At 44.2% G+C, this 14,548-nt stretch carries 11 protein-coding genes; all 11 read left to right on the top strand.

Annotation, left to right across the window (positions count from 1 at the left end; genetic code table 11):
- Positions 1-33 precede the first annotated feature (33 nt).
- The 11 genes from G625_RS0101630 to G625_RS0101580 all read left to right on the top strand — a co-directional run bounded on the left by G625_RS0101630 (position 34) and on the right by G625_RS0101580 (position 14,525).
- Positions 34-1,239 (top strand): hypothetical protein, encoded by a 1,206-nt coding sequence (locus G625_RS0101630; protein ID WP_029199724.1) that lies wholly within the window; start codon positions 34-36, stop codon positions 1,237-1,239.
- 143 nt (positions 1,240-1,382) lie between these two features.
- Positions 1,383-2,666, top strand: a complete 1,284-nt coding sequence (locus tag G625_RS0101625) for a hypothetical protein (RefSeq protein WP_029199723.1) — start codon at positions 1,383-1,385, stop codon at positions 2,664-2,666.
- A 427-nt stretch (positions 2,667-3,093) separates the two neighbouring features.
- Positions 3,094-4,185 (top strand): recombinase RecA, encoded by a 1,092-nt coding sequence (gene recA, locus G625_RS0101620; protein ID WP_029199722.1) that lies wholly within the window; start codon positions 3,094-3,096, stop codon positions 4,183-4,185.
- A 135-nt stretch (positions 4,186-4,320) separates the two neighbouring features.
- Positions 4,321-4,878, top strand: coding sequence for a regulatory protein RecX (locus tag G625_RS0101615; protein WP_049895568.1), 558 nt, complete (start codon positions 4,321-4,323; stop codon positions 4,876-4,878).
- Positions 4,879-5,054: 176 nt separating this feature from the next.
- On the top strand, positions 5,055-5,363 hold the full coding sequence (gene trxA, locus G625_RS0101610) for a thioredoxin (protein WP_029199720.1): 309 nt from the start codon (positions 5,055-5,057) through the stop codon (positions 5,361-5,363).
- 23 nt (positions 5,364-5,386) lie between these two features.
- Entirely contained in the window at positions 5,387-6,298 is a 912-nt protein-coding gene (gene trxB, locus G625_RS0101605) for a thioredoxin-disulfide reductase (RefSeq protein ID WP_029199719.1), read from the top strand.
- 54 nt (positions 6,299-6,352) lie between these two features.
- Positions 6,353-6,898, top strand: coding sequence for a glutathione peroxidase (locus tag G625_RS0101600; RefSeq protein WP_044931200.1), 546 nt, complete (start codon positions 6,353-6,355; stop codon positions 6,896-6,898).
- A gap of 105 nt (positions 6,899-7,003) precedes the next feature.
- The gene (locus tag G625_RS0101595; protein WP_029199717.1) at positions 7,004-7,468 is read left to right on the top strand and encodes a MarR family winged helix-turn-helix transcriptional regulator; all 465 of its coding nucleotides are present in this window, start codon (positions 7,004-7,006) and stop codon (positions 7,466-7,468) included.
- Between the two features lie 625 nt (positions 7,469-8,093).
- Positions 8,094-9,587: a ribonuclease Y gene (gene rny / locus G625_RS0101590; RefSeq protein ID WP_442852563.1), complete on the top strand. Its 1,494-nt coding sequence runs from the start codon at positions 8,094-8,096 to the stop codon at positions 9,585-9,587.
- 9 nt (positions 9,588-9,596) lie between these two features.
- The gene (locus tag G625_RS17890) at positions 9,597-12,401 is read left to right on the top strand and encodes a transglycosylase domain-containing protein (RefSeq protein ID WP_049895565.1); all 2,805 of its coding nucleotides are present in this window, start codon (positions 9,597-9,599) and stop codon (positions 12,399-12,401) included.
- A 405-nt stretch (positions 12,402-12,806) separates the two neighbouring features.
- Positions 12,807-14,525 carry a putative manganese-dependent inorganic diphosphatase gene (locus G625_RS0101580; RefSeq protein ID WP_044931197.1) on the top strand — a complete coding sequence of 573 codons (1,719 nt, stop codon included), beginning with the start codon at positions 12,807-12,809 and terminating at the stop codon, positions 14,523-14,525.
- Positions 14,526-14,548 lie beyond the last annotated feature (23 nt).

Here is a 14,548-nt window from a genome sequence, read left to right as displayed (position 1 = left end):
TTTTTCGGGATATTTTTGAAGAGGAGATTTTAAATGAAACTGAGTGGAAAAAAACTGGCTGTAGTCCTGGTGGGGGTAATGCTTATGGAGTCAATTGCTCCGGCTGCGATGACAGCATTGGCAGCCCCAAAGGCTAAGGTTGACAAGGCCCCCAAGCAGACCTCCTACGAAAGGGAAAGATCTGAGGAAGAATGGGCTAAGTTAAGAGATAACGTGCTGACCTGGGATGAGATAAGAGATCTTGTGCATGAATACAATCCTACCGTTTCTTCCTTATGGATAAACTACAGGGACAATGACAACGGCGGAACCTATGACCTTACCTACGATGATGTTATCAACAACATAGAGACTACTTACTCGAATTCAATCGGAATCAGTGACGCACAGGATGCTTCTGCCGAGCTTACAAGAAAAACTGCACTTGCAAGCGTTGATACAACAATTCAGAATTCCGATAGAGAGATAGTTACAAAAGGCTATCAGAAAACCGAGGTTCAGACAGCCGAAGCCATTAAGCAGAAGATAATCGGCATTTATACCTCAGAGCTTAACTCAAAGCTTTATGAAATCACTGTTAATAATGATAAGAACCTTCTTGAACAGGCACAGCGTAAGCTCCAGGTCGGAACCGGAACCGAGCTTGATGTTCTTAAGGCAGAGAAGACTCTGAAGGATGATGAAACAGCACTTCAGAAGGCATTATCCGACCAGATAAAGAACAAACAGACAGTACTTGTAAACCTTGGCTGGAGGTATGATGCGGAGCCCCTTATCTGTGCGGTTCCGGAAGTTACGGATGAAATGGTTAATTCCATCAACCTTCAGGAAGACATCTCCAAGGCCTACGGAAACAGCTACGTCCTCGCCATAGACGAGAAGAAGCTTGCATTGGCAGAAGGGGACGGTACCGCCAGCAGCGCTACCATTACTCTGAGCAGCGATCAGAACCAGGTGCAGTCAGACATGACTTCAGTTTATAATTCACTCCTGACAGCCCAGAACGAACTTCTGAAGCAGCAGCTGGATGAGATGAACCTGACAGAGACCCTGAATCAGGTGACAAGAGGCTACGCTACCGGCTCCAACAGTGCAAGAGAGCTTGAGAAAGCACAGTTTAATCTGGAAGCCTCCAAATTAAACACTGAGCTTAAGAAGTATGCACTTCAGTCAGCTTACTTTACTTACATATCTTACAGAGACGGTCTCGCCGGAACCGGAACCAACCAGACATCATAAAAAGCTGAGTTGACATATGTGGTGACCTTTAATCTCCTAAGATAGATAGGGGATGTTGAAAGGTAATATTGTCCTATTTCATTGAGCCGATTTGATTCAAGTTTATGTGACAGATGCAAAAAGGCTTCTATAGAGGTGAATTTATGAAGAGAAACAATATTGGGTTTGCAGCAGGCATTGCGTTGACTCTGGTTATGATGTCCTGCAATGCAACATTGGCGGCATCAGACCCTAAGCCCGGAACCAGAACCCTGGTGCCGGTGCATGACCCATATACCGAGCAGCAGAGTCTCACCGGAGTGGACTCCCAGGGACGCCCCAACGGTATGGACGACGACACCTGGGCAAGACTTCAGGACGATGTCATCGATTACGATGAGATTGTAAATCTGGTGGAGTACAGAAGCGTAGTTGCACAGCAGCAGTATGCCGCCATAGACAATATTGCCGTTGACATGAACACCATAGTGGACAGTCTGACCGGCTCCATAGAGGATTTAAACGGCGTTATAGCTGATCTTAAAGACAAAAAAAACAACACAAGCAATGCAGCCGAAAAGGAAGCCTATGATCAGTCCATAAAGATGGTCAGTGCTATGATCAGCAGCAGTAAATCCACAGACACCCTGCATGTGGCAAAATCCAGCGCCGAAAGCGGTCTGACAAGCACCGTAAACAAGATAAAAATGAATATGCATGGCAGCAAAGTATCCGTTATTACCGGCATGAACGCGGCATTTATCGGATATCAGTCACTTGCCGAACTTGAAAAAATGTATCAGAAGCAGGTGGACATGTACCAGACAGTTTATGATGCAACACTCAGGTCCCGGGCTGTCGGCATGGCTACGGATCTTCAGGTGAAAAAAGCTGAGGCCGATCTCAAATCCTTCACGATAAAACTTAACAAGAATAAGGAAAATATGCGGAGCATACGAGATAAGATGGCCCTGATCCTCGGCTGGAATTCCTCCAACTGTGCCAATGTCTCCATCGGTGCCATGCCCCCTTACGATCAGGGATACATCTACACCAGAAATCTGGATAACGACATAGCCGAGGCCCGACTTCATAACGTTGCCTATGGTACAGCCCAGAGCACAGAAGACAAAAACATCACAGGCTACACAAAAACAGACATCAGCCGAAACGAAGCCCGTGAAAACCTCAATGTCTCCATGTCCGACCTCTACAACACCGTTATCAAAGCAGAAGCCGATAATGCAGCCGCCCAGGCAGGTTATGCCCTCGCGGCCAGACAAAAAGGCCAGGCCGAAAGAAGCTACGCCGTAGGAACAGTCGGAAACAGCGAGTACTCCGCCGCCCTGGTCCAGTACATCGCCTCCGAAGCAAAGGCCAACATGTCCCAAATCACCGCCTCCGCCGCCGTCCTAAATTACCAGGCCGCCCTGAAAGGTTTTGTGTGATCTTTTTAAAATGCGAAATAATATTTCCATAAACCCATCGGGATGGTTCTCGTCTTCGAGAATCATCTTCGGTGGGGTTATAATAGCTTATCGGGATGCATCAGGGAATTAGTAAAAGTAAATTGCAAAAAAATGCAAGGGATGGGTGCCTAGGCTTGCGAGTTGAAAGAACAGCCTGACCGGAATGTCCGTGAACGACACACGTAAGTGTGATCGGGCACGGACATTCCGGTCAGGCTGTTCTTTCAATCTCGTGGGCCGGCACACGTCCCTTGCATTTTTTTGCTCATAGCCTAGAGTAAACTACATATAGTCTGAATTTAGAGTATATTATTGAGCAAAACCTTGTGTTATACTCCTTGACATCGAATCTAAATAAGATTAAAATACAAAATAACACAAAACATATGTTTTACGGAGGGCAAACATGGCAAAGACCACAAAAACCCCGGTTAACTTTAACCAGGATCACGAAGAAAAATTAAAAGCACTGGATGTTGCTTTAACACAGATAGAGAAGAATTTCGGAAAAGGCTCCATTATGAAGCTTGGAGATTCAGCAGCGAACCTCAATATAGAAACAGTACCTACCGGATCCCTTTCTCTTGATATAGCTCTGGGAGCCGGCGGATTCCCTAAAGGAAGGATCATAGAGATCTACGGACCTGAATCCTCAGGTAAGACAACACTTGCACTTCATGCAGTGTCGGAAGTACAGAAGAGAGGCGGAATTGCAGGCTTCATCGATGCAGAGCATGCTCTGGATCCGAAGTATGCCCAGGATATCGGAGTAGATATTGATAACCTTTATATTTCACAGCCAGATTCAGGAGAACAGGCCCTTGAGATTGCCGAGACCATGGTAAGATCAGGCGCCATGGACATCCTTGTAATCGACTCGGTAGCAGCACTTGTACCAAAGGCAGAGATAGACGGAGAGATGGGAGATTCCCACGTGGGCCTTCAGGCAAGACTCATGTCCCAGGCATTACGTAAGCTTACCTCAATTATCGCAAAATCAAACTGCATACTTATATTTATCAACCAGCTCCGTGAGAAGGTCGGAGTTATGTTCGGAAGTCCAGAGACCACTACCGGAGGCCGTGCTCTTAAGTTCTATGCATCTGTAAGACTTGATATCAGAAGAGTTGAGACCCTGAAGCAGAACGGTGATGCGGCAGGTAACCGTGTAAGAGTAAAGGTAGTTAAGAACAAGATTGCTCCGCCGTTTAAACAGTGCGAGTTTGATATCATGTTTGGCGAAGGTATTTCAAAGTCAGGAGATGTACTTGACCTTGCGGTTGAAGAAAACATCGTAGAAAAGTCAGGCGCATGGTTTGCCTATAACGGTGAAAAGATAGGACAGGGCCGTGAGAACGCCAAGGAATATCTTAAGGCAAATCCGGCAATCATGGCAGAGGTTGAAGGCAAGGTTCGTGAGAAGTACGGACTTCCGAAGGATGAATTCGCCGAGGCAGAAGCCGCAAAGGCAGCTTCGGAGTCGGAGGATGAAGCATAAGACTGAAATTCAATAAGGATGTTCTACGCCGTTATGCTGAGAAAGATTATGTTGATGTGAAATACCGATTCTTAACCGGCCGATATTTTTGATAAATATAACAGTCGAAACAGCTTAAACAGATGAGATTTTAAAGTGAAAACAATAGACGATTTATTGAAAGAGCATGGTGAGGAAGTGTCGGGTTACAATCTTGATCCCGGCAAGATGTCCGAACATGATAAGCTTTTAAACCGATGCAAGGAACGCAGTCTCTACCTTATAGAGCAGGCTGCAAAAACCGAATCAAAGCTCAGAGACAAACTGGTTAAATCCGGAAGGTACAGTGAAGATATCATAGAAGAGACCATAGACTTCCTGAAAAAATACGATTATATAAATGATCTGAGATTTGCAAAGCAATTGATAAAGCATTATTCTGGTTCAAAATCCCTGCGGGAAATAGAACAGAAGCTTTATCAGAGAGGCGTGAATCAAAAAGACTTAAAGGAAGCTTTGGCTGAATTCAAAGATGATGAAGAACTGTCGGAAGACTCTGAAATGAGAGCAGTTAAAGCTGCCATCAATAAAAAGTGCAAAGATCCTTCCCTATTGGATGCAGAACAGAAAAGAAAACTTTACGCATCTCTCATGAGAAAAGGATTCTCCTATTCCACAGTAAGAAAAGCACTTTCAATAGAAGAAGATTATTGACCTAAAGGGGAACGCCGATATCGGTGTTCCCCTTTTTTAGGATTACACAAAGATTATAAATTATTTTTTAGAATTAAATTGTTGACAATTTAATATTGGTTGTGTACAATCTAATCACAAGTTAACAATAGTTTTTAACCAAATGAAATTCATATAATATAACGGAGGTAACAAATATGGCAGCACAGGCAATTAATGTAGCAGAGTTTGATGAGAAGGTACTTAAGAGTGATGTTCCGGTACTGGTGGATTTTTGGGCAAGCTGGTGCGGACCCTGCAAGATGCTCTCACCCATCATCGCTGAGATCGCTGATTCCGCAGACGGCTTCAAGGTTATGAGTGTGGATGCCGATGAAAATCCGGAGCTTCTTGACAGATACGGTATCAGATCCATTCCTACACTTATTGTTTTTAAGAACGGTGAAATCTATAAGCAGTCAGTAGGATTTGTTCCTAAGGAACAGGTTCTTGAGCTTCTGAAGTAATATATATTGAGAGGAATAGTTTTATGGTAGATGTAATAATAATCGGAGCCGGTACAGCGGGACTTTCCGCAGCAATCTATACCGTAAGAGCCGGAAAAAGTGCATTGGTGCTTGAAGCCTCATCCTACGGAGGACAGATAATCAATACTCCGGACATCGAAAACTATCCGGGAATAGCACATATTTCAGGATTTGATTTTGCAACAGGACTTTACAATCAGGCAAAGGATCTGGGTGCAGACATCAGATTTGAAAGGGTAACAGGGATAATAACCGAAGGCAATGTCAAAAAGGTCATTACCTCACAAAATGAATATGAGTGTAAAGCTGTAATCCTCGCCACAGGAGCAAAGAACCGTCCTCTGGGACTTCCCAATGAGCAGGAACTTGTGGGAAAAGGTGTTTCATACTGCGCAACCTGCGACGGAATGTTCTATAGAAATAAAGTGGTAGCTGTAAACGGCGGCGGAAACACCGCCCTTGAGGATGCACAGTTCCTTTCCAATTACTGTGAGAAGGTATATGTGATCCACAGAAGAGATAAATTCCGCGCGGATCAGAAGGAAGTTGAACGTTTAAAAGCAAAAGATAACGTAGAGTTCGTTCTGGACAGCACCATCACAAAGCTTAATGAAGATGCATCAGGTCTCGTATCACTTGAAGTGACAAATAAAAATACAGGTGATACAAGAACCATAGAAGTTTCAGGGCTGTTCGTAGCCATAGGTCAGGCTCCCGACAATACAGCATTTGAAAATGTGGCTTCCCTTGACGAAAAAGGCTATATAAAAGCCGGCGAAGACCTGAAAACCGGCACTGAAGGCATCTTCACAGCCGGAGATTGCCGGACCAAAACTGTGAGACAGCTTACAACCGCAGCTTCAGATGGTGCGGTGGCAGCATTGGCAGCATGCGGATATATTGATGCAATGTAATTTTTTATTCATTGTTAATCCTAATTCTTTATAAATATCTGAAAGGAGATAATTATGGCTAATATTTATGAAATCAAGGTTCTTGATAAAGAAAAGAATGAAACAACACTTGAGGAGTACAAGGGCAAGGTAATGCTTATTGTTAATACAGCTACTGAGTGTGGATTTACACCACATTATGAGCAGCTTCAGTCTATGTATGATAAGTATAAGGATAAGGGACTGGTTATACTGGACTTCCCCTGCGATCAGTTTGGACATCAGGCACCGGGAACCGAGCAGGAGATAGCAAAGTTCTGCTCAAGCAGATTTGGTGTAAAGTTCCCAATGTTTGCAAAAATCGATGTAAACGGCGAAAATGAGACAGAGCTCTTTAAGTATCTCAAGTCACAGCAGGGCTTCAAGGGACTTGGGGAAGGAAAAACGGCGGAATTCATGAAGGATTTTATCGGAAAGCAGCATCCTGATTATGAAAGCACACCGGATATAAAGTGGAATTTCACAAAGTTCCTGATCGACAGAGAGGGTAATGTAGTGGATCGTTTCGAGCCTACCATGGATATGGCTCTGGTTGAAGAAAAGGTAGCCGCAATTCTCTGAAGAAAAGACGTTTAAAAATTTTATTGGCTTTGTGCTACAATAAGGAAACTGATAGACAGGCCATCATGGCAGAGTGCTAAATGAATCATTTATCCGGAGGTTAAAATGTCAGATAAATATGAATCTCTGAAAATTGAGAACCAGCTTTGTTTCCCGCTTTACGTATGCGCGAAAGAACTGGTCAGAAGATATACACCCTTTTTGGAGAAGATCGATCTTACATACACTCAGTATATAGCTATGATGGTTCTGTGGGAGAAAAAAAGAGTCAATGTTAAAGAACTGGGCGAATGCCTTTACCTTGACTCCGGCACCCTGACTCCCCTTCTTAAACGCCTTGAAGCAAAAGGTCTCATAAAAAGAGAACGCTGCCACGAAGACGAAAGATCTCTTGATGTCACCATCACAGAAAAGGGAGTTCAGCTTAGAGAAGAAGCCCTTGAAGTCCCTAAAGAAATGGGCAGCTGCATAAAACTCACAAAAGAAGAAGCCGGCACCCTCTACCACCTCCTCTACAGAACACTGGAATGTGTCGAAAACTCAAAAGACCATACTAAAAATAAAAAGTAAAAAACAAACCAGGACAGAGCCGGAGGTCATCCATTTTGATCGCTAACTCAGGCAGAGAAAAATCAAAGCAGGCCACGTAGAGTTGGTGGGCATCCATCTATAAACGTTGAGCTGAGACGAGAAAAATAAAAATCGGACCCCTTAGAGGCGCTTGATCCCTTTTCCTTAGCCCCCCTCGCCAAGTCAGAGTTTTCATAAGAGAAAATCTCTGACATTGGCGAGGGTCTAGAGCCTCTTAGGGGTCCGATTTTATATTTTTCCGTCGAAGCGACTCGTTTTTAGATGGATGCCCACCAGCTCGTAGTGGCCTGCTTTGATTTTTCGACCGAAAAACCTCACTTCAAAATGGATACCCTCCGGTTCTGTCCGTCCGTTATACTAATTGTCTATTTGACAGTGACTTCTATTTTATATAAAATGTAATAGTTAAGTTAATGTTTATATTGAAACCAATATAATTTTATATATAAATGGAATTTGACAGAGTAAAAACCGACATAAAGTTTTTGCTTTTTCACATATCTGTTTGTACATTAACAACAAAATAGTGAAGGAGGTACACAAAGTGTCCCCATTAGGAATTGCTATTCTTTTGGTTGTTGCTGCCATCATCGTAGGTGCTATTATGTTCGCAGCCGGACAGAACAAAGCAAAATCCGACTACGAAAAAACCGTCGGATCCGCTGAACAGAAGTCCAGAGAGATTATAGATGATGCTATAAGAACAGCCGAGAATAAAAAGAGAGAAGCCCTTCTCGAAACAAAAGAAGAGGCATTAAAGGCAAAGAACGACCTTGATAAGGAAATCAAGGACAGACGTAAAGAGGTATCCGACCTCGAGCACAGAATGCTGAAGAGAGATGAAGCTTCCGAGAAGAAAGCTGCAAGTCTTGAGCAGAAAGAGCAGGAGCTTCAGAAGCGTCAGGACAAGATCAGCAAAAGAGAAACAGAAGTTGAAGAACTTCATAACCAGAAGGTTACCGAGCTTGAGAGAATTTCAGGACTCACAAGAGACCAGGCCAAGACAGAACTTTTGAAATCACTTGAGGAAGATACAAAGCACGATTATGCCATGATGATCCGTGAGATGGACAATCAGGCAAAAGAAGATGCCGAGAAAAACGCACGCAATTATATCGTTGATGCGATACAGAGATGCGCTGCTGACCAGGTTACCGAGTCAACGGTATCCGTAGTACAGCTTCCGAATGATGAAATGAAGGGCCGTATCATTGGACGTGAAGGAAGAAATATCCGAACACTGGAACAGCTTACAGGTGTTGAGCTTATTGTAGATGATACACCGGAAGCGGTTGTTCTTTCCGGATTTGATCCTATCCGTCGTGAAGTGGCAAGGATAGCCCTTGAGAAGCTTATAGTTGATGGACGTATCCATCCTGCAAGAATTGAAGAGGTAGTTGAAAAAGCCCAGAAGGAAGTTGATGAGACTATCCGTGAGGAAGGAGATGCCGCAATACTTGAAGTTGGTGTTCATGGCATCCATCCCGAGCTGGTTAAGCTCCTCGGACGTATGAAGTTCAGAACCTCTTACGGACAGAACGCTCTCAGACATTCAGTGGAAGTCGCCCAGATTTCGGGACTTCTTGCTGAAGAGCTCGGACTCGATGTACGTATGGCAAAGAGGGCCGGTCTTCTTCATGATATAGGAAAAGCCATTGACCACGATGTGGAAGGTACACACGTACAGCTTGGTGTAGAGCTTTGCAAGAAGCATCATGAGCCGGAGATTGTCATTAACACTGTGGCATCACACCACGGCGGTACAGAGCCTACATCACTCATTGCCTGCGTAGTTGCTGCTGCCGATGCTATTTCTGCGGCAAGACCGGGTGCCAGACGTAAGTCGCTTGAGACCTATACCAACAGACTTAAGGAGCTTGAGGATATAACCAATTCATACAAGGGTGTTGAAAAGTCCTTTGCGGTTCAGGCCGGAAGAGAAGTCCGTATCATGGTTGTACCTGATCAGGTATCAGATGATGATATGACTATCATGGCACACGATATGGCTAAGCAGATCCAGGATCAGATGCAGTATCCGGGTGTCATCAAGGTTAATAGCATTCGTGAGTCAAGAGCTGTAGATTACGCTAAGTAAATTAGTCAAATGAATAATAACGAGCAAAATATTGAAAAAAAGTCTGAGGTTTCCGCTCCCGTAAAGAGCAGGAAACCTCGCAGAAGACATCTTATAAGAAAAATATTTAAACGCATGTTTGTAGGTCTGCTTGCCATTTTGGCAATAGCAGGCCTTTCTGCGTATTTTTTGGTGATTCTGCCGGAGTATGAATCACTTAAAGTCACCGCCTATGACAAGCTGGCCTCTGTGGATGTTACAGACATGACCCGGCTTTCGGATACTCAGGTGTTTGACACCAACGGAAAGCTTCTGGGTATAGTTAATGCAGGCCATTTCGAATATGTGGAGATCAATGACATTTCCATAAATCTTCAGAATGCCTACGTTGCCCATGAGGATAAGAATTTCAAGATACATCATGGTGTAGACTGGAGTGCTGTCCTGAGAGCCGGAATAGAGCTGGTTCGTAATAAGGGCGTCATAACCCAGGGTGGTTCCACCATCACCCAGCAGGTGGTTAAAAATACCTACCTCACTTCCGAAAGAACCTTCACCAGAAAGTTTGTGGAGATACTTCTTGCCCGGGAACTGGAAAAGATGTACACCAAGGCCGATATCATGGAGTTTTACTGCAACACAAACTTCTATGGAAACAGCTGCTATGGTGTTGAGGCTGCAAGCCGCTACTATTTCGGAAAAGCCGCAAAGGATCTGAATATAGTGGAGGCGGCAACATTGGCAGGAATCTCCAATGCTCCTTCAATTTATGAGCCTATAGGACATCCCGAAGCCTGTCTCGAGAAGAGAAACCAGGTGCTTAAATCCATGAGAGAGCAGGGGTACATTACCGCTGAAGAGTATAAAGCATTTGTAGCATCTGACCTGGATGTTACAGCAGATAAACAAAAGCAGACGGATGAGGATTACCTCACTTCCTATGCGCTTCATTGTGCGGCTCTTACCCTTATGGATATCAACCACTTCAGCTTCGAGTATATGTGGGACAGCGAAGAGGAGCAGCAGGAATACGAAAAGAAATACAGCGAGTCCTATGAGTATTACACAAATCTCATAAGATCCGGCGGCTATGATATCTATACTTCCCTGAATCCCGATATCCAGGGAAAGGTTCAGACTGAGCTTGATGAAAAACTTTCAAGCTTTACGGAACTCCAGAACAACGGAAAGTATGCACTTCAGGGTGCAGCAGCAGTTGTTGACAACAGAACCGGCTATGTGGTGGCTGTAGTGGGAGGCAGAGGAACAGAGGATAAGTTTAACAGAGCTTATCTCAGTGCCCGTCAGCCGGGATCTGCCATCAAGCCGCTTCTTGATTATGCACCTGCCCTTGATTCGGGAGAATACAGTCCGGCTACTCTTATAGATGATCACAGAATAGAGAACGGACCTTCCAACTCCGGCGGAAGCTACAGAGGTGTGCTCACCCTGAGGGAAGCCCTGAACAGATCCTTAAATACCGTTGCATGGCAGATACTTGAAGACATCGGAACAAAATTTGGCATAAGCTATCTTTCAAAGATGCACTTCATGCAGATGAGTTGGATAGATGGCACAACAAAGGCGGTTTCAATCGGTGGCTTCACCTATGGTGTAAGAATCGTGGATATGGCCAAGGGCTACAGCACTCTTGCAAATATGGGTCAGTACAATGACAACACCTGTATTCTCAAGATAGTCCATGAAAAAGAAGGAGACCTGACAAAGGATTATAAATCAACAGGAACAAAGGTATTCAGAGAAGATACTGCGTGGATGATGACCGATATGCTGAAGGGTACCATTGAACAGCCTTTCGGAACAGGCTACGGACTTAATCTTGCCAACGGTCAGATCGCTGCAGGAAAGACCGGTACCACCAATGAATCAAAGGATACATGGTTCTGCGGATACACGAGATACTACACTATGGCAGTCTGGGTAGGTTACGACACTCCGAGGGCCATGCCGGGAGTATACGGATCCACCTACGCGGGACGAATCTGGCAAAATGCCATGAATGTTCTTCACGAGGGACTTGAACCTGCAGACTGGACACAGCCCGCAACCGTAGATCTGAAAGTAAATGAAAATGGAATTACTGATTATGTTTCCACAACAGCGGAAGTGAGAGCACAGCAGGCTCTTCACGAAAAGGAACAGCTGAGGAACTATGAAGAGGCAGAGACATTGGTAGAAAATTACGAGAGGCTTGTGGCCAATACCGTTGATGATGTACTCACAGCCCGTAAATACTATGAAGAAGTGAAGCCTTTGGTTGATTCTCTCGATGATAATGAAAAACGCGCAGAGCTTCTCAAGAGACTGGAAACCAGAAAGCCATATTTTGATGAGATAGAGGAAAGCTGGGAGCAGGTTATAGAACGTGCACTTCAGCAAAGTGAAGAAGAATCCAGCAGAGAGCAGCAGAGAGCCGAAAGTGAGGCTGAGAGCTCAAGATCAGAGGAAGAAAAGCGCATCAATAAAGAGTCATTCCTAAGCGCCCTTACAGAACTTGAAGAGCTTGAATACAGGGATGAAAATACGGAAAACCTCATAACAGAAACTATAATGAGACTTCAGTATTGCAATACTTATGAAGAAGCCTCCATGTACGCAAAGGAGCTGCAGAATGCTATCAAGAGAGCAAGAAAGCTTCCTTTATATGGCGAATATGCTGAGGAAGAAGAGTCCCGGGAGGAATCGGAAAAAACCAGGATAAAGGATCTTCAGGAGTCACTTGAGCATCTCGATGAGACAAACGCCACTGCGTATTATGTTGAACCCTCAGCTTCGGAAACCTTCCCGGATGCTCCCGTACCTGTCTTTGGCTAATGTTAAGTACAATCACATAAGTTTATGTCAAACCATTGCCTTTTTGGCTATGGTTTGATAAAAACATTTTCAGAGGGTGCCGGTATAATCGGTGCTTTCTTATCAAGATACAGGGTTTATACATGAGAAGGTATGCTGATGAAAACAGCGTGCTGAGCTCTTAAATGAGGAGACCCCGGCAGGCTCTCGCCTAACCGGGGTAATTATGAAAAATCTAATTTGGAAAATCAACCAATGTTAAAAGAAACATAAAAACAAACTTCATGTTTATGACTAGAAATATAGTATTGAATTATGAATAATTTATGAACATTTATTAAAAAATCCTGTATACAACATTATATTTATGATTTACATATGAAAAAATAACAAAAATCATTTTGAATCAATAAATCGGGAGGGTACATGACTAAGGGAAAGAGAAATATTCCACATAATACAGAACGTGAAGTTCTGGTTACCGGCCACAGAAACCCGGATACGGATTCCATCTGTGCGGCCATTGCCTATGCAAGATTAAAAAACAAGATCACAAAAACAGAGAAATATGTCCCCTGCAGAGCAGGTGAGCCTTCGAGAGAGACTCAGTTTGTCCTTGATCATTTCAAGGTTGAGAAGCCGAGACTCATAACAACCGTTAAAACACAGGTGACGGATATCGAGTACCGTAAGACCCCGGGAGTAACCAGGGATATGTCCCTGAAAAAAGCCTGGACCATGATGAACGAGGGAAATGTCGTAACACTTCCCGTTGTTACCTCCAGGAATTCCCTTGAGGGTGTCATAACCATCGGAGACATCGCGAAATCTTATTTCAATGTATACGACAGCCATATTATCTCAAAAGCTCACACAAAGTTTTCCAATATAGAAGACACCCTGGAAGCAACCACTGTAACCGGTGATGTTTCAAGATGCTGTGAAAAGGGCAAGGTTATCATCGCAGCCGCAAATCCCGAGATGATGTCCTACTATATAGAAAAGCACGATATCGTTATCCTCGGAAACCGTGCGGAGAACCAGCTTTCAGCCATGGATAACGGAGCAGACTGTATCATCATCTGTGAGGGTGCCAATGTTTCCCCCACCATAAAGAGCCTGGCCGAAGCAAACGGCATGATCATCATGGTAACAAGCTATGATGCCTATACCGCGGCAAGACTTATCAACCAGTCAATGCCTATAAGCTACTTTATGACAAAAGACAATCTGATAACCTTTACAGAAGATGATTTCGTGGATGAGCTGAGAGAGATCATGGCTTCCAAGAGACATCGTGACTTCCCTATCCTTTCAAAGGACGGAAATTATCTCGGTATGGTATCCCGCAGAAACCTCCTCGGAAATCGCGGAAAGCAGGTTATCCTTGTTGACCACAATGAACCGGGACAGGCTGTTGAAGGCATCGAGGCGGCAGACATTCTGGAGATCATCGACCACCACAAGATCGCAACGGTTCAGACCATGACACCGGTTTATTTCAGAAACCAGCCTCTGGGATGCTGTTCAACCATCATCACTCAGATGTATAAGGAGAATAACATTGAAATCGACAAGCAGACTGCAGGTCTTCTTATGTCGGCAATCATTTCCGATACTCTCCTTTTCAGATCACCTACCTGCACTCCCCTTGACGAACAGACAGGAAGAGAGCTTGCAAAGATTGCCGGAGTTGACATTGAGAAGTATGCCTTCTCCATGTTCTCTGCAGGATCCAACCTGAAGGGCAAGACCATTCAGGAGATCTTCTATCAGGATTTCAAGCATTTCTCAGCGGGAAAGGTTGAATTTGGTGTAAGTCAGGTTACCAGTCTTAATAAGGAAGAGCTTGATCAGTTCAAGGACGGACTTGAGGAATTTGCAATCAATGCTCTTAAAGCTGAAAAGCTTGACATGAGTTTCATCATGCTCACCAATATCCTTGACAAGAGTACAGATCTTCTTGCGGTTGGCACGGGAGCAGGACAGCTTGTGGAGAATGCCTTCGGCTATACACCGGAAAGAAGACCGGGTAAGAATAAGAACGATAAGTCAGACGATTCCTGGTCTGTGGTTCTTCCGGGAGTTGTTTCCAGAAAGAAACAGCTGGTACCGGCACTTACATTATTTGCAGAACAGCTTTGATATTATGAATTATGACCCTGTGC

The sequence above is a fragment of the Oribacterium sp. NK2B42 genome (genome assembly GCF_000424445.1).
Lineage (GTDB): Bacteria > Bacillota > Clostridia > Lachnospirales > Lachnospiraceae > Oribacterium.
Note: the sequence above shows the minus strand (reverse complement) of the source record. Positions and strands in the feature narration are given on the sequence as shown.